This is a genomic window from Dehalococcoidia bacterium, from assembly GCA_035310145.1.
GTDB lineage: Bacteria > Chloroflexota > Dehalococcoidia > CAUJGQ01 > CAUJGQ01 > CALFMN01.
In genome coordinates this window covers 1-25202 of the sequence record DATGEL010000050.1, presented here as the reverse complement: position 1 = coordinate 25202, position 25202 = coordinate 1, and the positions used below count along the sequence as shown (strand labels likewise).

The 25202-nt window shown below is 70.4% G+C and carries 23 protein-coding genes; 14 read left to right on the top strand and 9 right to left on the bottom strand.

Features of this window, described 5'->3' with window-relative positions; genetic code table 11:
• Nucleotides 1-256, top strand: a 256-nt coding sequence (locus VKV26_10745; protein ID HLZ70372.1) for a hypothetical protein, incomplete at its 5' end; no start/stop codon positions are given.
• Nucleotides 257-416: 160 nt separating this feature from the next.
• Nucleotides 417-1178, top strand: a complete 762-nt coding sequence (locus VKV26_10740) for an alpha/beta fold hydrolase (GenBank protein HLZ70371.1) — start codon at nucleotides 417-419, stop codon at nucleotides 1176-1178.
• Nucleotides 1179-1217: 39 nt separating this feature from the next.
• Here the strand turns inward: VKV26_10740 and VKV26_10735 are convergent, their stop codons facing one another.
• Together VKV26_10735 and VKV26_10730 are read right to left on the bottom strand one after the other, a co-directional pair.
• Entirely contained in the window at nucleotides 1218-1700 is a 483-nt protein-coding gene (locus tag VKV26_10735) for a hypothetical protein (protein ID HLZ70370.1), read from the bottom strand.
• A gap of 85 nt (nucleotides 1701-1785) precedes the next feature.
• Nucleotides 1786-2982 (bottom strand): Gfo/Idh/MocA family oxidoreductase, encoded by a 1197-nt coding sequence (locus VKV26_10730; protein ID HLZ70369.1) that lies wholly within the window; start codon nucleotides 2980-2982, stop codon nucleotides 1786-1788.
• Nucleotides 2983-3297: 315 nt separating this feature from the next.
• On the opposite strand from VKV26_10730, the gene VKV26_10725 reads away from it, so the two are divergent.
• Nucleotides 3298-4209 carry an SDR family NAD(P)-dependent oxidoreductase gene (locus VKV26_10725; GenBank protein ID HLZ70368.1) on the top strand — a complete coding sequence of 304 codons (912 nt, stop codon included), beginning with the start codon at nucleotides 3298-3300 and terminating at the stop codon, nucleotides 4207-4209.
• 30 nt (nucleotides 4210-4239) lie between these two features.
• On the opposite strand, the gene VKV26_10720 is transcribed toward VKV26_10725, so the two are convergent.
• From VKV26_10720 to VKV26_10705, 4 genes are all read right to left on the bottom strand, one after another.
• Complete coding sequence (locus VKV26_10720) at nucleotides 4240-5253, bottom strand: zinc-binding dehydrogenase (protein HLZ70367.1); 1014 nt, start codon at nucleotides 5251-5253, stop codon at nucleotides 4240-4242.
• Nucleotides 5254-5398: 145 nt separating this feature from the next.
• Nucleotides 5399-5830 (bottom strand): RidA family protein, encoded by a 432-nt coding sequence (locus VKV26_10715; protein ID HLZ70366.1) that lies wholly within the window; start codon nucleotides 5828-5830, stop codon nucleotides 5399-5401.
• A gap of 323 nt (nucleotides 5831-6153) precedes the next feature.
• On the bottom strand, nucleotides 6154-7545 hold the full coding sequence (locus VKV26_10710; GenBank protein HLZ70365.1) for an ATP-binding protein: 1392 nt from the start codon (nucleotides 7543-7545) through the stop codon (nucleotides 6154-6156).
• On the bottom strand, nucleotides 7542-8231 hold the full coding sequence (locus tag VKV26_10705) for a response regulator transcription factor (protein HLZ70364.1): 690 nt from the start codon (nucleotides 8229-8231) through the stop codon (nucleotides 7542-7544). Before VKV26_10705 ends, VKV26_10710 begins: the two co-directional genes overlap by 4 nt.
• Before the next feature lie 171 nt (nucleotides 8232-8402).
• Between VKV26_10705 and VKV26_10700 the strand changes: the two genes are divergently transcribed.
• The gene (locus VKV26_10700) at nucleotides 8403-9536 is read left to right on the top strand and encodes a VIT1/CCC1 family protein (GenBank protein HLZ70363.1); all 1134 of its coding nucleotides are present in this window, start codon (nucleotides 8403-8405) and stop codon (nucleotides 9534-9536) included.
• A gap of 39 nt (nucleotides 9537-9575) precedes the next feature.
• Here VKV26_10700 and VKV26_10695 read toward each other — a convergent pair whose 3' ends face one another.
• A complete protein-coding gene (locus VKV26_10695; GenBank protein ID HLZ70362.1) occupies nucleotides 9576-9725 on the bottom strand; it encodes a hypothetical protein in 150 nt (49 codons plus the stop codon).
• Between the two features lie 676 nt (nucleotides 9726-10401).
• Between VKV26_10695 and VKV26_10690 the strand changes: the two genes are divergently transcribed.
• From VKV26_10690 to VKV26_10680, 3 genes are read left to right on the top strand one after another with little or no spacing between them, the layout of a single operon-like run.
• On the top strand, nucleotides 10402-13431 hold the full coding sequence (locus VKV26_10690) for a hypothetical protein (GenBank protein HLZ70361.1): 3030 nt from the start codon (nucleotides 10402-10404) through the stop codon (nucleotides 13429-13431).
• A 17-nt stretch (nucleotides 13432-13448) separates the two neighbouring features.
• The gene (locus VKV26_10685; protein ID HLZ70360.1) at nucleotides 13449-14261 is read left to right on the top strand and encodes a hypothetical protein; all 813 of its coding nucleotides are present in this window, start codon (nucleotides 13449-13451) and stop codon (nucleotides 14259-14261) included.
• A gap of 51 nt (nucleotides 14262-14312) precedes the next feature.
• Nucleotides 14313-15143, top strand: a complete 831-nt coding sequence (locus VKV26_10680) for a hypothetical protein (GenBank protein HLZ70359.1) — start codon at nucleotides 14313-14315, stop codon at nucleotides 15141-15143.
• Nucleotides 15144-15373: 230 nt separating this feature from the next.
• Here VKV26_10680 and VKV26_10675 read toward each other — a convergent pair whose 3' ends face one another.
• A complete protein-coding gene (locus tag VKV26_10675; GenBank protein HLZ70358.1) occupies nucleotides 15374-16549 on the bottom strand; it encodes an amidohydrolase family protein in 1176 nt (391 codons plus the stop codon).
• A 210-nt stretch (nucleotides 16550-16759) separates the two neighbouring features.
• Nucleotides 16760-17833 carry a cytochrome C nitrite reductase gene (locus tag VKV26_10670; protein ID HLZ70357.1) on the bottom strand — a complete coding sequence of 358 codons (1074 nt, stop codon included), beginning with the start codon at nucleotides 17831-17833 and terminating at the stop codon, nucleotides 16760-16762.
• A 342-nt stretch (nucleotides 17834-18175) separates the two neighbouring features.
• Here VKV26_10670 and VKV26_10665 point away from each other — a divergent pair, with 342 nt between their 5' ends.
• The 7 genes from VKV26_10665 (at nucleotide 18176) to VKV26_10635 (ending at nucleotide 24831) form a co-directional block, all read left to right on the top strand.
• On the top strand, nucleotides 18176-19294 hold the full coding sequence (locus VKV26_10665) for an extradiol ring-cleavage dioxygenase (protein ID HLZ70356.1): 1119 nt from the start codon (nucleotides 18176-18178) through the stop codon (nucleotides 19292-19294).
• A gap of 288 nt (nucleotides 19295-19582) precedes the next feature.
• Nucleotides 19583-19831: a hypothetical protein gene (locus tag VKV26_10660; GenBank protein ID HLZ70355.1), complete on the top strand. Its 249-nt coding sequence runs from the start codon at nucleotides 19583-19585 to the stop codon at nucleotides 19829-19831.
• A 144-nt stretch (nucleotides 19832-19975) separates the two neighbouring features.
• Nucleotides 19976-20395 (top strand): hypothetical protein, encoded by a 420-nt coding sequence (locus tag VKV26_10655; GenBank protein HLZ70354.1) that lies wholly within the window; start codon nucleotides 19976-19978, stop codon nucleotides 20393-20395.
• 446 nt (nucleotides 20396-20841) lie between these two features.
• Nucleotides 20842-21534, top strand: coding sequence for an MgtC/SapB family protein (locus tag VKV26_10650; GenBank protein HLZ70353.1), 693 nt, complete (start codon nucleotides 20842-20844; stop codon nucleotides 21532-21534).
• A 118-nt stretch (nucleotides 21535-21652) separates the two neighbouring features.
• Nucleotides 21653-22261, top strand: a complete 609-nt coding sequence (locus VKV26_10645) for a GGDEF domain-containing protein (GenBank protein HLZ70352.1) — start codon at nucleotides 21653-21655, stop codon at nucleotides 22259-22261.
• 163 nt (nucleotides 22262-22424) lie between these two features.
• On the top strand, nucleotides 22425-24017 hold the full coding sequence (locus tag VKV26_10640) for a long-chain-fatty-acid--CoA ligase (GenBank protein ID HLZ70351.1): 1593 nt from the start codon (nucleotides 22425-22427) through the stop codon (nucleotides 24015-24017).
• Nucleotides 24018-24045: 28 nt separating this feature from the next.
• Nucleotides 24046-24831 carry an enoyl-CoA hydratase/isomerase family protein gene (locus VKV26_10635; GenBank protein HLZ70350.1) on the top strand — a complete coding sequence of 262 codons (786 nt, stop codon included), beginning with the start codon at nucleotides 24046-24048 and terminating at the stop codon, nucleotides 24829-24831.
• Nucleotides 24832-25202: the final 371 nt, after the last annotated feature.

Genomic DNA, 25202 nt, shown 5'->3' with positions numbered 1-25202 from the left:
GTTGCCGGCCACGCGTGTGCAGACCGAGCTCGTCGGCAGCAGCGACAAGGAGCTGGTGGTGATGCCGGGCGGCCATGTCGGCCTGGCGGCGGGCCGCAAGGCGGTGCAGACGCTCTGGCCCAAAGTCGCGAGCTGGCTGGGTGAACGCTCGCAGGCCGAGCCGATCGCCGAGCCGATCGAAACCGAGCCGGAGATCGAGCTGATCGTCGAGCGCATTCCCGGCCCGCAACGCGAGCTGGCCGCCGCCGGCGTCTAGCCCGCCGTTTCACCAGGAAGCAGCCGGCGCCCGCGTCCGATTCGAATCGGACGCGGGCGCCGCGCTGTGTTTCGGCCGGGCGCGCCCGCGCAGACGGCTCTGCTCGCTGCCCCGCGGATCGGCTACCGTGGCCGCAGCAAACGTCGGGAGGATCAGGCCGGTGCGATCAGCCCGGAACGGCGCGATCACCATCCGCTATCGTGTGCTCGGCGACGGTCCGCCGCTGCTGCTGCTGCATCCGGGCCTTTGCAACGGCGAGCTGTGGGAGACTCTCGGCTACACGGAGCCGTTGCAGACGCGCTTCCGGCTGATCGTGCCCGATCTGCGCGGCCACGGCAGCAGCGACTGCCCTCACGAGGACGCGGCGTACAAGGCCGATGCCATGCGCGACGACCTCGACGCGGTGCTGGCAGCCGAGGGGCTGCAGCAGGCGCTGTGCTGGGGCTTCTCGCTGGGAGCGCTGCTGGCGCTGCGCTTCGCCGCGGCCCATCCGGGCCGGCTGCGGGCGCTGATTGCCGGCGGCGCCGTGGGCTGGCTGCCGCGTCGTGACGTCGGCACGCGCTCGGCGGCGCGCATCGAGCAGGAGGGCCTCGCCGCGCTTGCGCCGCCGCTCGACGGCGACCCGGCGATGCTGCCGCTACGGCCGGTGATGCTCGCATCCGACCCGGCAGCGCACGCGGCGCGCTACCGCGCCCAGGCGCTGTGGGAGCCGCCCGCGGGCCTGCACGCGATCGGCGATCCGTTGCTGCTCTACGGCGGCGGGTCGGACAGTTTCACGCCCGCCGTGCGCGAGCTGGCCGCGGCGCTGCCGCACGCCGAGCTTGTCACCGTGCCGAAGCAAGGCCACCTGCAGCTCTGGTGCCACCCGGAGCCGCTGCTGGCGCGGGCGCTCGCCTTCCTGCAGACCGCGGCTATCGGCTGAGCCTGTAGTGAAGTGAGAACGCCATGCAGGTGCGGCCGCCTACGGCACGATCGCCCACTCGCCGGGAAGCTGGTAGTGGAAGGAGCGGTTGGTGAGCCGGCGGCCGTCGAAGACGCGGAAGCGGCCGCTGCGCTGCACATGCCGGTAGCTGTTCTGCAACTGCACGATGCGTTTGCCCAGCAGGTTGAAGAGCACGGCGCCGGCCTTCACCGGCTGCAGGCTCGCCTCGCGCGTGCGGTCGTCCAGCACGCGGAAGACGGGCTGCTGGTGCGGGGCGCAGACGTCGAGCGCCTGGTGGATCGCCGCGCAGTTGCCGGGCCGGTTGCGCTCGTCGAAGAGGGCCAGGCCATTGAGGATGCGCTCGCGCAACTCAGCGTAGAGCGGGTCGGCCAGCTCCAGCAGCTCCGCCAGGGTGGCCGGGTTGCGGGCGCAGGCCGCCGCCAGCGCGGGCAGCGCCTCGCCGGGAGCGACGAAGCTCACGGCGCCGTGGGGATCGACGACGGTGCAGCGCATCAGGTTCATCGAGCAGATACCATCGCGACGATCATAGCAGAGCCTCGCCGCGGCGCGGGCGAAGCGGTGGACGCGCGCCGCCTGCGGCGCGGCGTCAGCCGTACGGCGCCTGGCGCCGTAGGCGGATCTCCTTGCGCTCCGCGGCCGACTGCATGATCGCCAGCACGACTTCGAGCGTGGCCATGCCCCAGCGGCCGTCGTGCAGCGCGGGGCGGCCGCCGATCGCAGCGAGCAGCTCCGTCACCTCGTTCAGGCGCAGGCTCTGGCCGGGCGGCAGCGGCTCGTCGTGGCGGCCGTCGTCGTCGTAGACGTACAGGCCCGTGGCCGACTGGCGCAGCTCGCCGCGCTCGCAGCTCGCGATCACCAGCCCCGCGTCGCCCGGCGTCCAGCTGTCCGTGCCACCCCGCTCCGCGGCTGGGCGCTCCGGTAAACCGCCGAAGCGCAGCCGTTCCCGCGCCGCGTACTCGTCCGCCGTGCCCAGGCGCAGTTGCCGGCGGTAGGCGCTGGCCCGCTCCGCCGCCGCCTGGCGCTGCGGCGTTTCACCCCAGGGCAGCAGCTCCCAGGCGTGCAGGTAGCCGTAGCCGTTATAGACCAGCGTTGCCGGCGTGCCGTCCTCGAATTCGAGATAGGCGCAGAAGTAGCCGGGGCAAGGCCGTTCGGGCAGCCACTCGCCCGTCATCGCCCGCACGCTGCGCACCAGCCCGCCGCCGAGCAGACGCAGCACGTCGACCGCATGCGGCGCCTGGTTGTAGACGGCGCCGCCGCCGCGGCTCACGTCGACCTCGTGCGGCTCGCGCGGGCGCAGCATCCAGCCAAGGAACGCCCAGGTCGTCAGCCCGCCCAGCCGCCCGAGCCGGCCCGAGGCGATGATGCGCCGCATCCCGGCAAAGGCCGGCTCGAAGCTGCGCGCCCCACCGGCGATCAGCGCGATGCCGTTGCGCTCGGCGGCCGCGATCATGCGCTCGCACTCCTCCAACGAGACGGCAAGCGGCTTCTCGACGACGACGTGCTTGCCGTGCTCGGCCAGGGCGATCGCCTGCTCGCAGTGCAGGTGTGTGGGCGTCGCCAGCCAGACGGCCTCGACCTTCGGATCGGCGCAAAGGCCCTCCAGGCTTTGATACCCGTGCCCGCGGAAGCGCTCGCGGAACGCGGCCAGCGCCGGCGCCCGCGGGTCCGCCGCGGCGACAAGCCGAATCTGCGGCAGCGCGGCCAGCGTGTTGACGATACCCGCGCCGGCCATGCCGAGGCCGGCGATGCCAACGTGCAGCGGCCTTGCCGCGTCCAGATTCATCCGCCTTTCGTCCGTGTGCAGCGTTGCGCAGCCGGGCCGGCGGGCGCGGCATAGCAATAGCAGCCTGCCCGTGGCGGGACGCTACGAATATAGCGCCCTACGGCCACGCTGCGCTGCCCGCAACCGCGGACGCCGGGGCTGGTGGGGACGGCGACGCGCTGCCGCCCGGCCCGTGCTGCCCACCGCGCGGAGCCAAACCGGATGACCGGCGTACATTCTCTCGTACGCGCCCTCGCACGCGTTTGATAGGGCCGCGGGGCGCGCCCACGATCAGCACGTCCGCGCGCGCCGCGCCGCGGGCGGCTGGAGGCGGCGATGCAGGAGTTGCACGGCAGGATCGCGGTGGTCACGGGCGGCGGCAGCGGCATCGGCCGCGCCCTCGCACATGCATTTGCCGGCGAGGGCATGCACGTGATCGTCGCCGACATCGAGCCCGACGCGGCGGAGACGGTCGCCAGTGAGCTGCGTTCACGTTCACAGGACGTGCGTGCGCTGGCCGTGCACACCGACGTCGGCGACCCCGCGTCGCTGCAGGCGCTCGCGGCCCGCGCCGAGCACGAATTCGGGCACGTTAACGTGCTCTGCAACAACGCGGGCGTGTACATTGCGGGCTCGCTGGCGGAGGCGACGCGCGAGCAGTGGGCCTGGCTGCTGGCGGTCAACCTCCTCGGCGTGATCGAGGGCGTGCGCGCCTTCCTGCCGCTGCTGCGCAGGGCGGGCGCGGGTGAGGCGCAGATCGTGAACACCGCCTCGGCGGCGGGGCTGAGCGCTTCCCCCGACCGCGGCGTCTACACCACGACTAAGACATGGTTTCAAAACCGGCTCGGGTTCCCGCTTGCAGGTGTGCGATCGCACCTGAACGCCGGTTTTGAAACCATCTGTAAGTACGCCGTCGTCGGCTTCTCCGAGTCACTGCGGGCCGATCTCGCGCCGGAGGGGATCGGCGTCTCCGTGCTCTGTCCGGGCGGCGTGAACACGCGCATCTACGAGTCGGAGCGCAACCGTCCGGCGCAGTTCGGCGCCCCGTCGTCGGCACGCCAGGCGCGCACGGCAACCTTGCAGCAACTGGAGCCGGCGGAAGTCGCCGCGCTGGTCGTGCGCGGCATCAGGGAGAACCGGCGCTACATTCACACCGACCTCGCCCTGCGCCCCTGGATCGCGCAGCGCGGCGCACGCATCGACGCCGACTTCGCCGCGCTCGAAGGCATGGCGGTCTCCGGCGGCTGAAGCGGAGGGACGCCCTGGCTCGCCAGGCGGTCAGGGAACGATCATGCACTTGCCGGCGGCGCCGCCGTCGAAGGTGCGGAACGCCTCCGCCGCCTGGTCCAGCGGAAATCGGTGGGTGATCAGCTTCTGCAGCGGCACGTTCCGCTCGACCATGAAACGGGCGATCGCGATCAGCTCCGCCTTGCTGAAGGTCCACGAGCCGTAGATCGTGGCCACCTTGAAGATCACATCGCGGTTGAAGTCGATCGACGCCGGCCCGCCGATGCCGACGTAGCAGCAGCGGCCGAAGGGGCTGAGCGCCTCCAGGCACTGCGAACGGGCAGCCGCCTGGCCCGACGTTTCCAGCGAAGCGCTCGCCCCGCGGCCGCCGGTGAGGTCGCGAATCGCCGCCACCGTGTCGCCAGCGGCCGCGTCCAGCACCGCGTCGGCCCCCAGCTCCCTCGCCAGCGCCAGCCGCGCCGGGAGGACGTCCACCGCGATCACGCGCGCCCCCATGGCCGCGGCGCTGGCCGTGCCGCTCAAGCCGACGGGGCCCTGGCCGAAGATGGCGACGGTGTCGCCGCCGGCGATGTGCAGCTTCTTCAGCCCGCACCAGGCGGTGCCGGTGCCGCAGGCGATCGCGGCGCCCTCCTCGAAGCTGAGCTCGTCCGGCAGCGGCACGAGCGTGCGCGCCGGCACCAGCATCGCGTCGGCGTTGGCGCCATGCCCCGTGCCGCCGCCATAGGTGACCCGGCCGTTGGGGCAGGCCTGCTCGAAGCCCATCGCGCAGATCTCGCAGAGGCCGCAGCCGGCGTAGTGGTGCACCATCACCCGGTCGCCGGGTTTCAGCCCCGCCGGCGCACCGGGACCAAGCTCGGCGATCACGCCGCAGGGCTCATGGCCGCTGATCGTCTGCAGCGCCTGCGGGCCGCGGTAGGCGTGCAGGTCACTGCCGCACAGGCCGGAGGCGCGGATCTGGACAACGGCCTCACCCGGACCAGCGTGCGGGTCCGGAAAGCCGCGGATCTCAAGTGCTCGGTTGCCGGTAAAGACGACGCCACGCATCGGCTCGCTCCTCCACCACGGCCACGGCGTGGGGCAGCACCGCGACCCGCCGCTCAGCAGTATACGGCGGTTTCAGCGCGCGGTCCGGCCCCGGCGAGACGGCGCCGCTCAGGCGGTGCGGCAGACAGACCAGGAGGTGGCGGCCTCAGCCGCTCTGCGGCACCACGGCGATCGCCTCGATGCCGATCAGGAAGTCGGGGACAATCAAGGCCGGGGTGAGCAGGACCGTGTTCGCCGGCGGGTTGGGCCGGCCGCCCCACCAGCGTTGAAACACCGCAAACGCGGGCGGAACCGGCTGCCCCTGTGCGACGTAGATGGTCCACATCACCAGGTGCTCCGGCCGCGCACCCGCCGCGGCCAGGCAGATCTCGATATTCTTGAGCACCTGTTCCGTTTGCGCCGCGACGTCGCCCTTGCCCACGATCGTGCCCGCGGCGTCCACCGCGTTCTGCATGCCGATGTAGATCGTCCGGGCGGGACCGGTCACCGCCACGGCCTGGCTGAAGGCGGGGTTCCCGGGCAAGCCGGCGGGGTTGAGATAGTGAACGCCAGCGGCCTCGGGCCTGGCAGCGGTCATCGCCTTTCTCCTCAGTCCGTGGTTGTGCGGGGTCGTCGCGGCTCGGCGGCGCCGGAGGACACATCGACCCGCCGCCCGTTCTGCGTGCCAGCGTAGCGCGGCGACGCGGGTGCGGCTGCCGGCCGTCCTGGCAGGGGCGGGCCAGGCAGTCCGGGCAGTCAAGCGCGGCGAGCCGGCAGATCACCCGGGTGCAAACGGTGTCGCGAGGCCGGCGGGGTGAACGGGCAAGCGCCCTTGTCGTACCAAGGACCGGCGCAGCCGTGGCGGCGCACGCCTGTTTCGGACTTCCGCTGCGCCGGAACGCAGCAGAGAGGGAGAGCGGATCAGCCCGGCAGCTCGACGAAGACGGTGGTGCCGCGCCCGCGCTCGCTCTGCAGCCAGAGCCGGCCTTCGTGCGCTTCCACCAGCCCGCGCGCGATCGCCAGCCCCAGGCCGGCGCCGCCGTCCGTGCGGCCGCGGGCGGCGTCCACGCGGTAGAAGCGCTCGAACACACGCTCCCGGTGCTCCGGGGGGATGCCGCTGCCGGTGTCCGCCACGCTGAGCTGCACGCGGCCACCCGTGCGCCGCGCCCGCAGCGTGATCGAGCCGCCGGCCGGCGTGTGGCGCTGGGCGTTGTCGATCAGGATGCGCAGCACCTGGACGATGCGGTCGCGGTCGGCATGTACGACCAGTCGGCGCGGCCGGCGCAGCAGCAGGCCGATGTCGCGCCCCGCGAGCAGGCGCACCGTCTGGCTGCCCAGCTCCTTGAGCAGCTCGCCGGCATCGATCTCGCTCTTGTGCAGCGGCAACTGGCCCGCGTCGAGCCGGGCCAGCACCAGCAGGTCCGCGACCAGCGCGCTCAGGTGATCGGCCTCGTGCACGATGTCTTCGACGAGGTCGCGGTTCTCCGCAACGGGCCGCGTGGGGGCGCGCAGCAGCACCTCGGCGTCGGCGCGAATCAGCGAAAGCGGCGTGCGCAGCTCGTGCGAGGCGTCGGCGACAAACTCCTGCTGGCGCTGCCAGCTCAGCTGCGCCGGGCGCAGCGCCCGCCCCGCCACCAGCATGCCGCCCATCGCCGCCAGCGCCAGGGCGCCGATGCCCACGCCGGCCAGCACCAGCGCCGTGTCGCGCAGCTCGTTCTGGTACGGCCCCAGCGACTTCCCCACCTGCTCGATATCGGGTGGCTGCCCGTTACGGCGCACGATCTGCGAGAGCACGCGGTACGCCTGGCCGTCCTTGTGCACCGTGCGCAGGTCGGCGTGGCCGCTGGCCACCGCCGCGTTGACGCTGGCCGAGTCGGGGAACCCCTTCAGCTTGAGGTTCGGCGGCGTGTACACGTCCGGCACACCGCCCACCGGCCAGACCACGTAGAACACGTCGGAGTGCGGGCCGGTGTTTACCGACGACGCGCTGCCGTCGAAGCCGAGCAGGCCGGCGTAGGTCGGGCCGTCGCCGCTTGCCTGCGCCGCCGGCAGCGTGGCGGCGCGGTTTGCCAGGTCGAGCGCCACGCTGCGCAGGTCGCTGTCCACCTCCTCCGCCCGCACGCGCGCCAGCACGAGATACGAGCCGAGCCCCGCCGCCACCAGCAGTACGAAGAGAATGCCGACGTACCAGACGGTCAGGCGCACGCGGGCGTTGCGCAGGTACCGCGCCGCGGGCGGCAGCGACGGCCGCACCTCGGCCAGCCGGCGCGTGCGCCAGGCGGCGAGGCTGCCGAACGTCGCGCGGGCGTTCATGCCGGCTCTCCGCTGCGCAGGGAGTAGCCGACGCCGCGCACGGTGAACAGCATCGGCTGGCGCTCGCCGCGGTCGATCTTGTTGCGCAGGTAGTGGACGTAGATGTCGATCACCGAGGCCGCCGTCTCGGCATCGTAGCCCCAGACGTTATCGAGGATCTGCGCGCGGCTGAGCACCTGGTTCGGGTGGCGCAGAAAATACTCCAGCAGCGCGTACTCCTTCACCGTCAGCGGAATCAGGCGTCCGCCGCGCCGCACCTCGTGCCGCACCAGGTCCATCGTCAGGTCGCCGACGGAGAGGCTGCCGGCGCCGGGGACGATGGCGGGCGGGCGGCGCGTGAGGGCGCGGATGCGAGCCAGCAGCTCTTCGAAGGCGAAGGGCTTGGTGAGGTAGTCGTCGGCGCCGGCGTCGAGCCCTACCACGCGGTCTTCGACGGCGCCGCGCGCGGTGAGCATCAGCACCGGCGTCTGCACGCCGGCGGCACGCAGCTCGCGGCAGACATCGAAGCCGTTGCGGCCCGGCAGCAGCACGTCGAGCACGATCGCGTCGAAGCCGGGCGCCTGCCCCAGCTCCTGCGCCGTGTCGCCGTCGTGCGCCAGGTCCACCACGTGCCCTTCTTCCTCCAGCACGCGCTTGATCAGCCGTGCCAGCCGCGCCTCGTCTTCCACGACGAGGAGATGGGCCATCGCTGTCAAACCTCGGCAATCATACGCGGGCGTTACCTTGTACTGCGACACGGCGATCCGTGGCCGCCGGCGAAGGCCGCGACCGATCGGCCCTGCCGCTGCAGCCGCTACAATTGTACGTGTCGGACGCCGCTCCCGGTATCGCGGCGTCGCCGGCAGGGGGTTATCTTCGTGGCTGCTGAACAGAAACCCGCGTCGCGCGAGGATGTGCGGCGCTGGCAGGCGAACCTGAAGGGCGAATGGGAAGCCTCGGCGCTCTACCGCTCGCTGGCCGACGCCGAGAAAGACCCGGCGCGCGCCGATGTGCTGCGCCAGCTCGCCGCGGTCGAAGAGCAGCACGCCGCCCGCTGGGAGGGCTATCTGCGCGACGCCGGCGCGCCGCTGCCGAAGCCCGGCGTTTCGCTGCGCGGCCGGGTGCTGCGCACGGCGGGCCGGCGCTTCGGCGTTGGCTCCGTGCTGCCGATGGTGATGGCGAACGAGTTGTCGGACGTCAGCATGTATGACGACCAGCCGGACGCGGCGGGCCTGCCGCAGCAGGAGCGCTCGCATGCCCGCATCTTCTCGGCAATGGCGAATCCGCGCGGCGTCTCCGGCAGCCAGATCGCCGCGGGCGAGCGCTGGCACCGGCGCGATGCCGGCGGCGGCCTGCGCGCCGCCGTCTTCGGCGTCAACGACGGCCTGGTTTCCAACCTCAGCCTGGTCTTCGGCGTGGCGGGCGCGAATCCCGGCCGCAGCTTCATCCTGCTCACGGGCCTCGCGGGCCTGCTCGCCGGCGCCTTCTCGATGGCCGCGGGCGAGTACATCTCGATCACCTCGCAGCGCGAGCTGTTTCAGCGCCAGATCGCGCTGGAGCAGGACGAGCTGGAGACGGCGCCCGAGGAGGAGGCGGAGGAGCTGGCGCTGATCTACCAGGCGAAAGGCATTCCGCGCGATGACGCGGAGCGGCTGGCGCACCGCATCATCGGCGACAAGGACGTGGCGCTGGACACGCTCACGCGCGAGGAGCTGGGCCTGGACCCGGAGGCGCTGGGCTCGCCCTGGACGGCCGCGTCGTCGTCCGCCGTCTCCTTCGCCACGGGCGCGATCTTCCCCGTGCTGCCTTACTTCATCTCCATGAACCACTGGCTGGCACTGGGGCTGAGCGCGGCCTTCGCCGCCGTGGCCCTGGTCGTGGTCGGCCTGGGCATCTCGCTGGTCAACGGCCGCAGCCCCTGGCTGAGCGCCGCGCGCATGCTGCTGGTCGGCGCCATCGCCGCCAGCGTCACGGTCGTCCTGGGCCACCTGATCGGCGTCTCTACGTCGTAGGGCGAAGGGCGCAGGGCAGAGGATTCGTGGGCGCCAGCTTTATTCGTGCGCGCCTTTGCGGTCGGCGCGCTCGGCCACGATCTGCACGTCGATCTCCGCCAGGCGGCGCAGCAAGGGCTGCACCACCTCACCGGCTCGCGCCTCAAGCTGGCGTTTTTGGGCCAGCGCCGCGTCACCGTGACCAACCACCGCTACGTGCTGCACAAGGCGGCCCGAGCGCAGGGCGGTGACACTCGGTTTCGTCCGAAAGGCCGCCAGGCCAAGCGTTCGCTCCTAGCTTGTAGCCCGTATATCACCAATACGTAACTGTATCTGTATTGACAGGACGCGAATGGGGGGTAGAATTCGCGACAGCGCTTCAGTACGAGTACGAGCGCCGTTCGGAGCCCCGCCATACGTCTGCCCCACCAGCGTCTGCTCCTGCTCCTGGCCGTGACCACCGCCCACCCCGGCGACAGTCTCGGCCCGGCGCTCTCCGCACCGCCGGGTACACCTGCCCCCTTCCCGCCGCTCAAGACGCCCTCGCCGGGCACGCCGCACGATCCCGGTCCGGACCACCTGGCAGCCACGGATCGCGCGCGTCGGGCGCAGCCCACGCCGGCTCCGCCGCACACGTCGAGCCAACTTGCCCATCCCACGGGCACGCCGCCGCGGCCCACGCCCGCTGCTCAGGCTTCGGCGCCGGGCGGCAGACTCGCCACGCCGGCACCGCCACCGACGCCGGCAGGGAAGGCGCTGGGCACGCCGGTGCCGACACCCGCACGGCCCGCTCCGGCCGCTCATCCCGCCGGGCACTGATGCTGCTGCGCGCCGCACCGGGCGCTTGCGCCACGTCCCTGCCAGCCGCCCTCCGGAGGCGCCGACCATGCCGTACCGCCTGCCCCGCCGCGTCGCCCTCTTCGGCGCCCTGCTGCTCGGCCTCCTGCTCACGCCTGCCTTCCTGCGCCCGGCGCCCGCCGCAGCGCAGACCGGCCCCGGCAACCCCACGCTGATCGGCCCGCTCGACGGCGCCACCGGCCAGTTCAACCCCGTCGTCCTGCGCTGGAACACGGCGCCGAACACGCTCTCCTACGATGTCGCCTACCTCGACAGCACCGTCAGCTCCACCTACAACTACTCCGGCGCGCTCACTACCACCTCGTTCACGCTGCCGACGATGCCCGACGGCCACCTGATCTACTGGGAGGTGTTCGCCTGCGACGCCAGCAGCTGTCCGGGGCAGAGCCCGCTCTGGTCCTTCAGCATGAACGCGCCGGCGCCCGGCACACCGTCGCTGGTCGCGCCCAACAACGTCTCGGGCACGGGCACGACGCCGACGCTCTCATGGAATCAGCCCAGCGGCGTGATCGCCGGGGTGACGGTCTACAGCGCGACGGTGACCGACGGCGACACGGGCGCGACGATGGGCACAACCGGCTACACCGCGGCGCTGAGCGTGGCGGTGCCGGCCAGCTTCAGCCTGGTCTACGGCCGCTCCTATACCTGGAACGTCACGGCCTGCAATGCCGGCGCCTGCTCCGGCTGGGGGCCGAGCTGGGCCCCGTTCAGCACCGCCAACGCGCCATCGCCGCCAGCGCTCTCCTCGCCCAACAACGTGAGCGGCATCGGCGCCACGCCGACGCTGTTCTGGAGCGCATCGTCCGACGCGATCGCGGGCGTGACCCAGTACTACGCGGGCGTGTTTGACGGCGACACGGGGACGCAGATGGGCGTGACGGCGGGCACGACCGGCACCAGCGCCACGGTGCCGGCGGGCTTCAACCTGGTACTGGGCACGTCCTACACCTGGAACGCCTACGCCTGCAACGGCTGGGCCTGCTCGGGCTGGGGCGCGAGCTGGTTCCCCTTCAGCACTGCCAACGCCCCCGCCGCGCCGCCGCTGCTTTCTCCCAACAACGTCAACAACACCGGCCCGACGCCGACGCTGAGCTGGAGCCAGCCGAGCGGCGCCTACGCGGGCGTGACGCAGTACAGCGCCGGCGTGTTCGACGGCGACAGCGGCACGCTGATGGGCACCACGGCCTACACCACCGCGCTCAGCGTGCCGGTGCCGGCGAGCTTCAATCTGGTCTACGGCAAGTCGTACACCTGGAACGTGCAGGCCTGCAACGACTGGCCCTGCTCCGGCTGGGGCCCGACGTGGGATCCATTCACGACCGCTCCGCCGCCGGACCGACCGGCTGAGAGCGCGCCGCTCAACTACACCGCCGCCGAGGGCACCACGCCGACCGTGTCGTGGAGCGCACCGACGAACAGCGTGAGCGGGATCACCACCTACACCATCGGGGTCTGGCTGTTGAACTGGCAGGACGGGACGAGCTCCACGCTGCCGACGCTGTCGGCGGGGACAGCGCTGTCGCAAGCGATCCCGTCGAGCGAGGGGCTGGTGGCGGGGCTCTCCTACTTCTGGGCGGTGTACGGCTGCAACGACTGGAGCTGCGGCGACTGGAGCGCCACGGAGTGGCTGTTCAGCACCGCGCCGGCGCCGAGTGCGGCGCAGCAGACCGCTCCCGCGGATGGAGCGACGAACACCGGCACGACGGTGACCTTGACCTGGAACGCCTCGACGCAGAACAACAACCCGGCGCCCGGGCAGACCCACTACTACGTGGATGTCTACGATCAGGACACGGGGCAGTTCGTGCAACAGAACGCCAGCATCGGCATCAGCACCAGCGATGCGCTGCCAGCCCTTACGAGCGGCGATGTCTACCGCTGGATCGTGACCGCCTGCAACGGCGCCGACATCGAGCAGGTTTGCACGCAGACGCTGTCCACTGCCGGGCCCACCTACACCTGGCCGGAGTTCTTCACCGCGCCCGTCGTACAGGCACCGTGGCCGGGAGCGACGATCAGTGCCTACATCTCGCAAAACGATGGAGGCAGGGCCAATGATCTGGGTGCTGCCATCGGAGGGAGCGGCATCCCGCCCAGCATGCTGGCCCTCGACCTCGGCCGGCAGACATACCTGGCGCCGGATGGTGTTGGAAACCAGGCTGGAACCCTACTTCCGCCAACAGGCAGCATCTCGGTCACCCTGGGGACGGTGAGCAACCTCGTCATGAACTTCCTTCAAGGCTATGTTCGCGGTGGCGGCAGGATCCCGATCACGGTGGGGATCGGAACCAACAACTACAAAGGCCTCGAGACCGTCGACTACAACCGTGCGGGCATAGACTGGGCGAACTTCGTGCTCTCGGTGCAGTCTGCCGCGAATGACCCCACCAGCGGCATCGCGGGCGACTTCATCGTGATCGGCGCGAGCGACATGGAGCCAGACTGGAACACGGCGAGCAACACTACGACCTGGCTTGACACATACGGTAACGTTGCTGGAGCCCGGCCGCTCATCAATTATGGAACCTGTGACGGCTGCGATCCGAATTGGGCCGGTCAGGCGGGCTGCACGTATCAGCCTGGCCGGTACTGCAACATTGCCAACATCAGCTTTGATTCCAGTCAGGGCGGCAATCACTGGACGGTCTCCGGTGTATACCACATCGCTTACGGCGCGCCAATCGTTCGATCGATGCCCGAGATCTACGGGGCCGTCTACGCGCAGGAGTGGCAATACATCGCCCTGTACGGCTCCGCGAACGATCCAAGGAGTGTCCCCGATGCGCACGGGTTCGTGGCGCAAGGCCCATGGACGGAGTGCGTGGCCGCTGTGGGTCCCAACAACGCGCTGGCATATCCACCTAGCAGCGGGTACGGCGCGCTGTGGAATGCGCTGAATGATCCGCACTGGGCCGGCTACACGGGCCAAACGCCGTCCTGGTCCTCTGACATCGCCTGGGACTATCAGTTCGTCTACAACGGCAGCCATGTGCTGCAACTCCCGCCGGACTTCTCGAGCTGTGTCGTACAGAATCACGGCTTTCCCTATCATCCGTAGGCGAAGGAGAACAGGCGATGGTGCGCCGCGCGATGGGAAAATGGGCACCACGGATCGCGGCCGGATTGCTGGTGGTAGGCGTTACCGGCGGGCTGGTCCTGGCCGCGGTCGCGCAGCGCAGCGTCCGTCGCGGATCGGGCCCGGCCGGTGGGAGCACCGCGAGCACCGTCGCCCAGCGCCTGGCGACGGCGGCCACGCCGACCGACCCGAGCCACCTCTCGCCGGCGGAGGTCTACTGCTTGCGCGTGCTGGGAGCGGAGGAGGAGTATCGGCGGGATCCGGTTAAGCGCCAAGGGTTGCAGAATGGCATTGTGGACTGCGTTCAGTACTACAACCACCCGGTGGTCAATTCACCCGCGGCGCTGCTCCGCCCCATCGGCACGCCTTACGTCTGCAACCCGCAGGCGTACCGCCATGGGCGCCCACTCGGCGGCGGTGAGCTTACCGACGAGGGCAGTACCGGCTTTGGCATGGGCTACAAGCTTCTCAACTCCTGGCTCAGGATCGACCAGGGCAACGCCGTCATTGTATACGCCGGCACGCGCCGGGCGGGTCCGGCGGCCCAGGACTACAGCCAGGGCGTCGTGATCGTGCAGGAGTACCGGGATTTCCCCTGCCGAGACAATCATGGCTGGACGACCGGGAGCCCCACGGACTACCTCACGCCTGGCCGCAATGGTGAGGTGCGCATTATCGATGCGGTCGGGGAGACGCTGAAGCTGCAAGCGGAGGACGGCACGCTCTTCTACTTCGATGTCGCCACTCGGCAGTACGTCGCCAACTTCCCGGCAACGGGGGGAACGCCGGCAGCCACGCCGGCGGGGCCGTAGACGGCGCGCCGTCGAGTGACGGGCTGCACGTCGTGCCGTAGCATCGCTCACATGAGTCGCGCGATCGGGAGATGGGCGCCGCGGGTCGCCGTGGCCGCGCTGCTGGTAGGCGTGGTGAGCGCCGTTGTCGCATTGATGGTGGCGGCGGCGACCAGCCGGCACGGCCGGGGCACCGGCGCTGGCAGCCACGCGGTCACGGACACTCAGTCGCTCGCGGCCAACGTGGCGCCGACGCCGCGCCCGCTGCGCACCGCGACCGACCCGGCCGACCTCTCGCCGGCAGAGCTCTACTGCCTGCGCGTACTGGGCGCGGAGGACGAGTATCGGGCGGCGCCGTTCAAGCGGCAGGGGCTCCAAAACGGAATTAGTAGCTGCGTCTACTTCTACGAGCACCCGGCGGAGCGGTCGGCCAGGCCCACGCCGCCGGTGCACACCACGCCCGAACCCTGCCGCCCGCCGAGGATTCCCTCCGGCCGCAGCGCCGGCGCCGGGCAGGTCGTGGACGAGCGGCAGGTCGAGTTTGGCCCGGCTTACCTGATGGAGAACCAATGGATTGCGCTGCCGCCGCAGGACGGCCACACGGTGATCGCTTATGCCGGCACACGGAAGGCCGGCGCGGCGCTGGATGACTACAGCCAGGGAGTGCTCGTGGTACAGGGCTGGATGTTCGGCCCGTGTGGAGCAAGCCTGGAGGGTGACAGAGCGGACTATCCCACCCCGACGAAGCACGGTGCGATCAAAATCGTCGACGCGATCGGGGAGACGCTGAAGCTACAGGCGAAGGACGGCACGATCTTCTACTTCGACGTGGCGTCGCGGCAGTATGTCTCCGGCTTTCCGGCGGTGGCCGCGACTCCCGCCGCCACTCCGCCGGGGCCGTAGCCCGCGTTCATTGCGGTACTGGCAGGGCGGGACCGGCGCGGGCTGCACCATCTCGCCGGCTCGCGCCTCAAGCTCGCCTTTTTAGCCCAGAGCCGCGTCACCGTGACCAACCACCGCTACGTCCTAAACAGGGCGGCGTGAATGACGGAGGCAGCGAGGCAACGGATGCCCCGGCCCGCGGCGATCTGCCCATCGCGGGCGCTGGCTCAGCGGCGCCTGCACCCTACGCCCTAGACCGGCAGGTTGTAGACCCGCGCCGCCGTGTCGTGCAGGACTTTCTTGCGCAGCTCCGGCGAGAGCGAGCCGAGCACCGCGGCCACCTGCTCCTTCACCTTTGGATACAGGCAGGTGGGGTGCGGGAAGTCGGTCTCGAACATCACGTTGTCGGCGCCGATCTCCTCGATCGCGTTGCGCGGCGCCCAGTTCTCGAACCAGAACGAGACGTAGCAGTTGCGCCGGAAGATGTCGCGCGGGCGCAGGTCGCCCCAGAGGGCGCGCTTCTCCTCGATCGGCACCACCTCGTCGAACTCGTAGTCCATCGCCTCCAGCAGGAACGGGATCCAGCCGATGCCGCTCTCCACGGAGATGACTTTCAGCTTCGGATGCCGGTGCAGCACGCCGCTGAAGATCATGTTGGAGAGCGCCCGCGAGTTATCGAGGAACAGCGCCACCGAGCCGATGGCGATGCGCGTCGGCGTCGAGATCGTGCTCCACGGCTGGCTGAACGCTGCCGTGGTGCCGGCGCCGATGTGGAAGTTGACGGCGAGGTCGAGGTCCTCGCAGGTGGACCAGAAGCGATCCCACTGCGGCGCGTCGAGCGAGGGCAGGCCGAACGCCTGCGGCGTGTCGCACATGACGATGCCGGTGAGGCCCAGGTCGTGGCGGGCGCGGGTGATCTCCGCCACGGCATCGTCGATGTTCCAGAACGGCACCAGCGCCTGCGGGTAGAGTCTGCCGCCGCTTTGCTTCTGGATGTCGGCCATGCGGTCGTTGTAGATCACGGCGCAGAGCTTGCGCAGGTCGTTGTCCGCGATCTGGATGAACTTCTGGCTGCCGAAGCCGGCGACGTTGGGAAACATGATCTGCGCGTAGATGCCGTGCTCGTCCAAAAACTTCAGGCGCTCCGGCACGTCGTAAGCGGCGCGGCTCAGATCCTCGAAGCGCGTGAGGCTGAGCACGCCCTGGACCTTATCGCCGTCCTTCTTGACGACAGTGAAGCCGAGCGGGCCGAAGGGCACGTTGCCGTCCACGACCCAGTGCTGGCTGCCGTCGTCGTTGGTGACGACTTTCGGCACGCGGTCCTTGAAGGCGGCGGGCGCGCGGCCGGTCCACAGGTCCGGCGGCTCGGTGTAGTGGCTGTCCATGTCGATCACGCGGATCGGGTCGTCGGTGTAGCGCGTGGGCATCGGCTCTCTCCTTGCCGCTCGCGGCGAGCGCGGGCGCAGAACGCTGTTGCGGTTGCCGCATTCTGCGAACGGCCGCGGCGCCCTGTCAACGCGGCGGCGTTCGCGCCGCCGCGGCTTTCGCGCAAGCGAACGCCCGGGCGTGGGGTTTCCCACGCCCGGTTCGCAGAACGGAAGCTCGCGTGCGCCGCCGGGAGAGTGTCCGGCAGCCCGTCACGGGATCTGGTAGACGGCGATGCCGATGTTCGGAATCGGCACGTACACCGCGTTCGTCGCCGGGTCGGCCGCAACCGAATGGGCCGCCCCGACGGTTGGCACGTTCATCAGCCAGGTGTTCGTCGCCGCGTCAATCACGCCGAGCGTCGGCGTGGACCGGCCTTTGCTGGTGCCGTCCGAGGTGGCGCCGGAGGCCGCGAGATAGTAGCGGTTGTCGCCGGGGTTGTACCAGACCTCGTCCGAGCCGCCGATCTGCGTGATCGTGGCGACGATGCTGCCGGAGCCGATGTCGATGATCTCGCTGCGGCCGGGGTCGCTGCAGCCCGCCAGCAGCTGCCTGTTCGGGCCGATCACCGTCCCCGCCGGCTTGCAGGTGTCCAGCGGGAAGACGCCGGTGATCTGCATCGTCTTCGGATCGATCACGTCGATCTCGCCGCCGGCATTCGTCTTGCTCACCGGCACGGCCTGGTAGAAGAGGCCGGTATCCGCACTCCATGATGGCTGCTCGATGCCGTCGGTGGCGTCCGGGAACGGCACTTTTCCCAGCACGGTCATGCTGGTCGTCGAGATCAAGCTGACGTACGGCGGCGTCTCCGCATCGTTGGTGACGATGAAGATGTGATCCGCCGCGTCGTAGGCCATCTCGTCGGCGCGCGTCGTGCCGCCGGTGGAGATGGTCGCGATGATCGAATCCGTCGTCAGATCGATCACCTTGACCGTGCTGTCGCCATCGCCCGCCCAGAGCTGATTCGCGTCGGGAATGACGAGCACGCCGTCCGGCCCCGATGCGTCGTTGCTGGCCTTCGCCCCGACAAAGCCGCCGATCTGCGTCACCAGCGTATTGCTGGTGGTGTCCACCACATCGATCGCGGCGTTTGTCCGATCGCCGAGATAGTAGCGGTGCGAAGCCGGGTCAACCCAGCCGATGTCGAAGGCGCGCGAGACGCTGGGAAGCAGGATAACGGCGCTGGGACCAGGAGCACTGGTCTGCGCTCTCGCCGGGGGGTGCGCTTGCAGTCCGGCCGCGAGGCCAACTAGCACGAAGATCCCGAGGAGCCGTTTCGCATCCATGACCACCGCCCCTTCCGTTTCTGGCGCACCCTTCACGTGCGCCGCTCGTGCCTTCCGCCTCACCTCCTCACCACGCCAGCGCCGACGAGATTAATCATTCGTACGCGATCCGTCAATGTCGTCTCAGGAATGTTCTTCCAGTGTCTTCCCGGCGGCCTTCCTTCGCCGAGGCTCCGCCGATCGGCGCCTTCTGGCCTGTCCCCAAATGCCGCCGGTGTTTGCTTGACATCCCTTCGCGGCGGGCATTGTATTAGGGCAACCGGCGCGCGGCGGCCGCGCCTGCAACGGCTCGCGAACGGCTCACTGCTGCCGGGTGGGGATCGAAGCAACGAGGAGCAGAGCATGGGCGAGATCCTGGGGTTGGGCGTGACCCACTACCCACCGCTTACCGGCGTCGACCAGAACATGGCCGGCATTCTGCGCGGCATCCTCAAAGACCCCGGCCTGCCCGAGCGCTACCGCGACCCCGCCAACTGGCCGGAGCAGTTGCGCCGGGAGTACGCCGGCGACGCCGGTGTGGCGGCGGCCACCGCCCACCGTGCCGCCCTGGTGCAGTATTTCCGTCGCGCCCGCGAGGTGTTGGACCAGTTCAAGCCCGATGTCGTCGTGGTCTGGGGCGACGACCAGTACGAGAACTTCACCGACGACATCATCCCGCCGTTCTGCATCCTCGCCTACGACGAAGTCACGGTGCAGCCCTGGCAGCGCGAGGTCTGGTACAACGACGGCCCGAGCAACGTCTGGGGAGAGCCGCGCGACACGGCCTTCCGCGTCGAGGGCCACCGCCAGGCCGCGAAGTACCTCGCGGCGGGCTTGCTGGAGCAGGGTATCGACATGGCCTACGCCTACCAGCCGCTGCACAAAGAAGGGCTGGGCCACGCCTTCGTCAACACCCGTCTCTTTTTGGACTACGACCGCACCGGCTTCCCCTACCCGCTCATCGCCTTCCAGGTGAACTGCTACGGCCGCCGCGTGATCGCGCAGAAGGGCGGCCGCGCCAGCCTCGCCAACCCCGTTCCGGAGGCCAACCTCGACCCACCCTCACCCTCGCCAAAGCGCTGCATGGAGGTCGGCGCCGCCACGGCGCGCGTGCTGCGCGACAGCCCCTACCGCGCGGCGCTGATCGCGTCCTCGAGCTGGTCGCACGCCTTTCTGACCGACAAGAACTACCAGCTTTATCCCGACGTGCCGGCCGACCGCCGCCTCTATGAGGCGCTGCGCCGCGGCGACTACGACACCTGGCGCAAGATCTCGCTCGCGGAGATCGAATCGTCGGGCCAGCAGGAGATGCTCAACTGGTTCTGCCTGGCCGGGGCGATGGAGGCGCTGGGCCGCACGCCCGGCGAGTGCGACTTCGTCGAGACCTGGGCGTTGAACTCGAATAAGTGCTTCGCCGTGTTCGAGCCAGGGAACACGGAACAGGGAACAGCGAACCGGGCGGCAGCGGGCGCGCCGGCATAGCCTTCGGCCCTCACCCCCGGCCCCTCTCCCATTCGTTGCACGATGGGCGAGGGGCGATTGGGCGTTGCCTGAGCGGGGCCACGTTGGGTTAACCGTAGGCTGATCGGGACGCTCGGCGTCGGATCGTCTCCTTCTCCTATCGTGCAACGAATGGGAGAAGGAGACGATCCTAGGGTGCTGGCTCGGCTGCTGCCAGGTTAACCGCGCCGGCTATGGAACTTCCTCCCCCGGGATCGCCCCTCTCCTTCTCTCCAGGCTTGGGAGAAGGAGAGGGGTAAGGGGGTGAGGATGAGGGCCATCGGCGTCTTCCCCACGCGCACGCTCAAGGGAATCGTCTTCGTCTGGATGGGCCAGGACGAGCGCGAGCCGGCGCCGATCGAAGAGGACGTGCCGGAAGAGTTCTTCGATCCGCGTCCCGCCCCAGCAGCGGCGTGCGGAGCCGTGGCAGCGGCCGGCCGGCCAACGGTGCCATCGCCCCCTCCGCCGGGATCCAGCGGTGCCTCGCCCTATGGCCGTGCGCCGATTCCGACTATATAAACGATCGCCGCGCTGCGATTTGCAGGCGCCGCGCACACTGTAGTCCAACCGGGGTCGCGTTGCCCGGCGTGCGTGCCTGGCCAGCGATCGGTCGCGAGAGTAGCATGAGCGCCGAGTGCATATGGAAGAAGGCCGGTCTGCTGCTTGGCCGGCCGCCGCGAGCATGGCATTCGAGTCATTCGAAGGAGAACGCCCCTGAGCCAACGGATTTCGCCCTCGAACCGCGCCCATCTGGAGTTCTTCGTAACCACCGTCGAGCAGCAGCGCGCCTGCGTCCTGGATGATGCCGGCGTAGAGCGCATCCTCACCGAACTGGAGTCGGAGGACGAATGGATTCGTGCCCGCGCCGTGCGGCAGGTTTGCCCGTGCCGCGTGCCGTGGCCGCTGTTCTACCGGCTGCGCAAGGCGGCGGCGCGGCTGAAGCGCGACCCGAGCCCGCTGGTGCGCGCCAACGCCCTGCATGTCGAACTCGATGCCAGGACCGTTCGAGACCGCGAAGCGACGATGGAGCGGCTGCGCGTGCGGGAAGAACGGCGGGGCGAAGCAGGCCGCGCTCGCCGTTAGATCGCGCCCACCACGTACAAGATCAGGATGATCACCAGGATCAAGACGATCAGACCGATCGGGCTGTAGCGGTACATCGTACAATCCTTTGCTGATGCTGTAATAGCGCGCGACGGAGCGAGTGGCTTTGCTCGCTCCGTCGCGTGTCCGTTCGCGGGTGTCCCGTGCACATCGGTTCGGCAAGCGGAACCGTGGACCGCCGGGTACGGCAACCCGGCGGGACAAGTCCGCTGCCTGCACTCAGTCTGCCCGAGGCTGGCCGCGCACGGCTCACCCGCGTGGGTTGGTTGTGCGCTACACCGAATGGCGGGGCCGCCGGACCGAAGGAAGCAGGATGGCGCTGCCGGCGGTCCGGCCGCCTTTATCCGCTACGCCCCGCCTCTGCCCCGAGCGCCGCCGCGCGCGTACGCTGATCCGCGAAACACTCCACGCGGGGCGAGGCGAAGATGCACCTCGTTCAGGACAGCGCCTGGCCCGTCTTGGTGGCCACCGCGCTCAGCGCCGTCGTCGGCATTGAGCGGCAGTGGCGCGGCCATTCCGCCGGCCTGCGCACCCACATGCTCGTGGGCATCGGCGCGGCGCTGGCCACGGTGGCCGGCCGCTACGGTTTCAGCGCCACCGGCAGCAATGGCTCGCCGGACCGCATCGCCGCGCAGGTGATCAGCGGCATCGGCTTTTTGGGCGCGGGCAGCATTCTCAAGGAGCGCTCGGGCATCCACGGCCTGACCACGGCGGCCACGCTCTGGACGGTCGCCGCCCTCGGCGTGGCCTGTGGCGCGGGGCTCTGGGCCACCGCCAGCCTGACCACGCTGGTGATGGTGGTTGCGCTCGTGCCGGTGCAACTGATCGAGCGCGCCGTGCGGCCGCAGCCGCGCCCGCTCGGCGTCACGGTGCACGACCCGGCGGGTACGATCGCGCTGGCGACGCTTGAACGCGTGGCAGAGGCGGTGCGCTGCGAAATCCACGCGCTGCGCCGCGAGCGCGTGCCCGGCGGCGCCGGCGTGCGTATCGATCTGGAGTTGCTGGCGCCGCGGCGCGTCTCGCTGGCGGCGGTGCTCGACGCCTTCGAAGCCGTGCCCGGCGTGGGCGACGCCGCGATCCGCCTCGGCGAGGAAGAGGACGATCCACACTCGGCGTGATGGGGTCTTAAGGCCCGCAAGCCGCCTTCGATACCTACGGTGACCATAGGGAAAACCACTAGAGACACGCACCGCGGACCGGCTCGACGCGGCCGCGCGTGAGGGATTGAGGTCCGGCATGCCAGCAACCGCGATCGAGTCCCGGCCGGCCATGGCCCTGCAGGCGCTGCAGGCCTACTACGACGACGTCACCGGCCTACCGAACCAGCTCTTGTTCATGGATCGCTTGAGCCACGCCCTGCTGGGCGCCTGCCGCCGCGGCAGCGGCGTGGCCGTCTTCTTCATCGAGGTGCAACCAGCCACCGCTGACCCCGAAGGCAGCGATGAGCCGCTCGACGCCCAGACGGGCGGGGCGCTGCTGCGCGCCGTGGGCGAACGCCTGGAGAACCGCCTGCGCCCCAACGATACGCTGGCGCGGCTGGCCGGCGGCCAGTTCCTGCTGCTGCTGGAGGATATGCACCGGCCGGTGGACGCGAGCAATGTCGCCGAGCGGCTGGTGCAGGCGCTGCAGCAGCCGCTGGCAGCCGACCGCCGCATGCTGTCGGCGCAGGCCGCGGCCGGCGTGTCGGCGCGCACACAGGTGGACCTGCAGGTGCAGGCCGACGAGCTGGTGCTGGAGGCCGAGCGCGCCCTGCGCCAGGCGCAGCGCAACGGCCTGCCATGGGCGCTGATTACCGGCGAGCTGATCGACACCGAGGTCTCGCCGGAATCGCCCTGCGTGCAGTAACCCACGGCGCCAGCCGCTGAGTGGCCGGCTGGGAGAGCACCGGTCCGACCGGCGGGATGTGTTCCTCTCTCGATGGGCGCCGTCCACCCGTGCTCCTTGATTCCTCCGCGATTCCTCCGCCCTGCGTCCTCTCCCACTCAGCTATACTGCCCTCTCGGAAGCGATGATGCCGGAGGGCGGCATGCGGCTGCACGACGCGCTGTTCTACCACGCCCGCGAGCAGCCGGACGCCGAGTTCGCCGTGCAGGGCGCGCGGCGCCTCAGCTACGCCGCCGCGCGGGACGCGGTCTGCCGCATCGCCAACGCGCTGCTGGCCGCGGGCGTGCGGCCGGGCGAGCGTGCGGCGCTGCTGGCGAAGAACTGCCTCGAATACCCGCTCTGCTACTACGGCGCCTCGCTGGCCGGCGTGGCGCTGGTGCCGGTCAACTACCGCCTGGCGCCGCCGGAAGTGGCGCACGTGCTGGCCGACAGCGAGGCCGCGCTGGTGATCGCCGGGCGGGAGTACACCGCCACGATTGACGGCATCGCCGCGGATCTGCCGCTGCTGCGCCGGCGCATCGTGCTTGCCGAGGCGCCGCCGGTCGGCTGGGAGGCGTTCGCGGGCTGGATCGCCGCGCAGCCCGCCACGCCGCCGGCCGTCGAGGTCACGCCCGACTGCGACCTCTACCAGATGTACACCAGCGGCACGACGGGACGGCCCAAAGGCGCCGTGATCACGCAGGGCGCGGTGCAGGCGAACCTCGCGCAGATCAAGCTGGGCCTCGATCTGCGGCGCGGCGACCGCAGCCTCGTCGTCGCGCCGCTCTTCCACGCGGCGGCGGTCTTCACCACCTTCAGCGTGGTGCAGATAGGGGGCAGTCTCGTACTCCACGAAGAGTTCGAGCCAACGCGCGTGCTGCGGGCGCTGCGCGAGGAGCGGATTGCCTACGCCGTGCTTGTCGCGGCGATGCTGCTCGCCTGCCTGAACACGGCCGGCGAGACTCCGTTGAGCTTCCCTGACCTGCGCCTGATCCTCTACGGCGCCTCGCCGATCACTGCCGAGACGTTGCGGCGGGCCGCGGCCTTCTTCGGCTGCGGCTTCCAGCAGGCGTACGGCATGACGGAGGCGACCGTGGCGGTGAGCTTCCTCTCGCCGGCCGACCACACGCTGGCCCTGAGCGAGCGGCCGGAACTGCTGCTCTCCGCCGGACGCCCGGTCGCCGGCACGGAGGTCCGCGTGGTGGATGCGGCCGGCCGGCCGCTGCCGCCCGGCCAGACCGGCGAGATCGCCGTGCGCGGACCGCAGTTGATGCGCAGTTACTGGCGGCTGGCGGAGGCCACGGCCGAGGCGCTGCGCGACGGATGGCTGCACACCGGCGACGCGGGCATGATCGACCAGGACGCCTATCTCTACGTCCAGGACCGGGTGAAGGACATGATCGTCTCGGGCGGCGAGAATATCTATCCGCGTGAGGTCGAGGATGCGCTGATGCAGCATCCCGCCGTGGCCGATGCGGCGGTGATCGGCGTGCCGGACGCGCGCTGGGGCGAGACGGTGAAGGCGATCCTCGTGCGGCGCGCGGACATCGAGATCGCGGAGGAGGCGCTGGCGGCGGAGATCACGGGCTTCTGCCGCAAGCGGCTGGCGGGCTACAAGCTGCCGCGCTCGATCGAGTTCCGGGCGGAGCTGCCGCGCAACGCCTCCGGCAAGGTGCTGAAGCGCGAGCTGCGCGAGCCGTACTGGGCCAGGCAGGCGCGGCGCGTGGCCGGGGCGTGAGTGCCACAAGCCAAATGGGAGGCGGGCGATGAGCGACGACGCGGTGCTGCTGGCCTGCGAGGGGCCGCTGGCGCGGATCACGCTGAACCGGCCGCGGGTGCTCAACGCCGAGAATCCCGAATGGATCGCCGGCCTGGGCGCCGCGGTCGAGGCGGTGGCGGCGCGGCCGGAGATCCGCGTGGTGCTGCTGGGCGGAGCGGGCCGCGCCTTCTGCGCCGGCATGGACCGCGAGATGCTCAGCCGTGAGGGGATGCCCCCGGGGTTCTACGAGGAGCAGGAGCGTGTCTTCGCCGCGATCGAGGCGCTGGATGCGGTGAGCGTGGCGGCGCTGCACGGCTACTGCCTGGGCGGCGGCCTGCAACTGGCGCTGGCCTGCGATCTGCGCGTCTGCGCCGGCGACTGCAAGCTGGGTCTGCCGGCCGGCGAGCTGGGACTCTTTCCCGGCATGGCCGTCTTCCGCCTGCCGCGCCAGGTCGGCTTCGGCCACGCGCGGCTCATCCTGCTCACGGGCGAGTGGATTCCGCCCGAGGAGGCGCTGCGGCTCGGCCTGGTCGACTTCCTCGCGCCGCCCGAGCGGCTTGAGGCGGAGGCCGATCGCGTGGTGCGGCTGCTGCTCGACGGTCCGCGCGCCGCGCAGGCGGCGACGAAGCGGCTGCTGCGGCGCGGCTTCGACGCGGCCATGCCGGCCGTGCTGGCGGAGTCGCGCGCGCTGCTGGCCGACTGCCTCGCCTCGCCGGAGAACGCCGCCGCCCGCGAGCAGTGGCCGGCGCGGCGGCCCCCATCCCCCGGTTCATCCCTTGGCCCCCAATGCTAGGGGAAGGGGAGATCGTAGTTCGGGACGGTTGGGGCTGAAGGCGGGGCGTAGGGGCTCCTCGGCTCCGATCAGAAGCTCCCCTCTCCATCGAACATCGCGCTCCACGCGGTGGCGGGCCATAGAGAGGGGCCGGGGGTGAGGCCGCGCGTGTATGCTGTGGGCGTTGAGCGGCGTGCAGCAAACGCGGCGGCACGGCGATGAGCGCGTGGACGGCCCGGCCCCTGCCCACCGGCACGATCACGTTTCTCTTCACGGACGTGGAGGGCAGCACGCGCCTGTGGGAGCAGCACACCCAGGCCATGCGCCAGGTCATGGCCCGCCACGACGCGCTGCTCACCGCCGTCTTCGAGCGGCACGCGGGCGTCGTCGTG

Excerpts from the sequence above, each read along its gene's own strand:
- VKV26_10680 (HLZ70359.1), top strand. The coding sequence starts at position 14,313 with ATGAGTCGCGCGATCGGGAGATGGGCGCCGCGGGTCGCCGTGGCCGCG.
- VKV26_10665 (HLZ70356.1), top strand. The coding sequence starts at position 18,176 with ATGGGCGAGATCCTGGGGTTGGGCGTGACCCACTACCCACCGCTTACC.
- VKV26_10650 (HLZ70353.1), top strand. The coding sequence starts at position 20,842 with ATGCACCTCGTTCAGGACAGCGCCTGGCCCGTCTTGGTGGCCACCGCG.
- VKV26_10635 (HLZ70350.1), top strand. The coding sequence starts at position 24,046 with ATGAGCGACGACGCGGTGCTGCTGGCCTGCGAGGGGCCGCTGGCGCGG.
- VKV26_10645 (HLZ70352.1), top strand. The coding sequence starts at position 21,653 with ATGCCAGCAACCGCGATCGAGTCCCGGCCGGCCATGGCCCTGCAGGCG.
- VKV26_10690 (HLZ70361.1), top strand. The coding sequence starts at position 10,402 with ATGCCGTACCGCCTGCCCCGCCGCGTCGCCCTCTTCGGCGCCCTGCTG.
- VKV26_10720 (HLZ70367.1), bottom strand. The coding sequence starts at position 5,253 with ATGCGTGGCGTCGTCTTTACCGGCAACCGAGCACTTGAGATCCGCGGC.
- VKV26_10660 (HLZ70355.1), top strand. The coding sequence starts at position 19,583 with ATGAGGGCCATCGGCGTCTTCCCCACGCGCACGCTCAAGGGAATCGTC.
- VKV26_10675 (HLZ70358.1), bottom strand. The coding sequence starts at position 16,549 with ATGCCCACGCGCTACACCGACGACCCGATCCGCGTGATCGACATGGAC.
- VKV26_10730 (HLZ70369.1), bottom strand. The coding sequence starts at position 2,982 with ATGAATCTGGACGCGGCAAGGCCGCTGCACGTTGGCATCGCCGGCCTC.
- VKV26_10710 (HLZ70365.1), bottom strand. The coding sequence starts at position 7,545 with ATGAACGCCCGCGCGACGTTCGGCAGCCTCGCCGCCTGGCGCACGCGC.
- VKV26_10705 (HLZ70364.1), bottom strand. The coding sequence starts at position 8,231 with ATGGCCCATCTCCTCGTCGTGGAAGACGAGGCGCGGCTGGCACGGCTG.
- VKV26_10670 (HLZ70357.1), bottom strand. The coding sequence starts at position 17,833 with ATGGATGCGAAACGGCTCCTCGGGATCTTCGTGCTAGTTGGCCTCGCG.
- VKV26_10725 (HLZ70368.1), top strand. The coding sequence starts at position 3,298 with ATGCAGGAGTTGCACGGCAGGATCGCGGTGGTCACGGGCGGCGGCAGC.
- VKV26_10640 (HLZ70351.1), top strand. The coding sequence starts at position 22,425 with ATGATGCCGGAGGGCGGCATGCGGCTGCACGACGCGCTGTTCTACCAC.
- VKV26_10715 (HLZ70366.1), bottom strand. The coding sequence starts at position 5,830 with ATGACCGCTGCCAGGCCCGAGGCCGCTGGCGTTCACTATCTCAACCCC.
- VKV26_10685 (HLZ70360.1), top strand. The coding sequence starts at position 13,449 with ATGGTGCGCCGCGCGATGGGAAAATGGGCACCACGGATCGCGGCCGGA.
- VKV26_10735 (HLZ70370.1), bottom strand. The coding sequence starts at position 1,700 with ATGAACCTGATGCGCTGCACCGTCGTCGATCCCCACGGCGCCGTGAGC.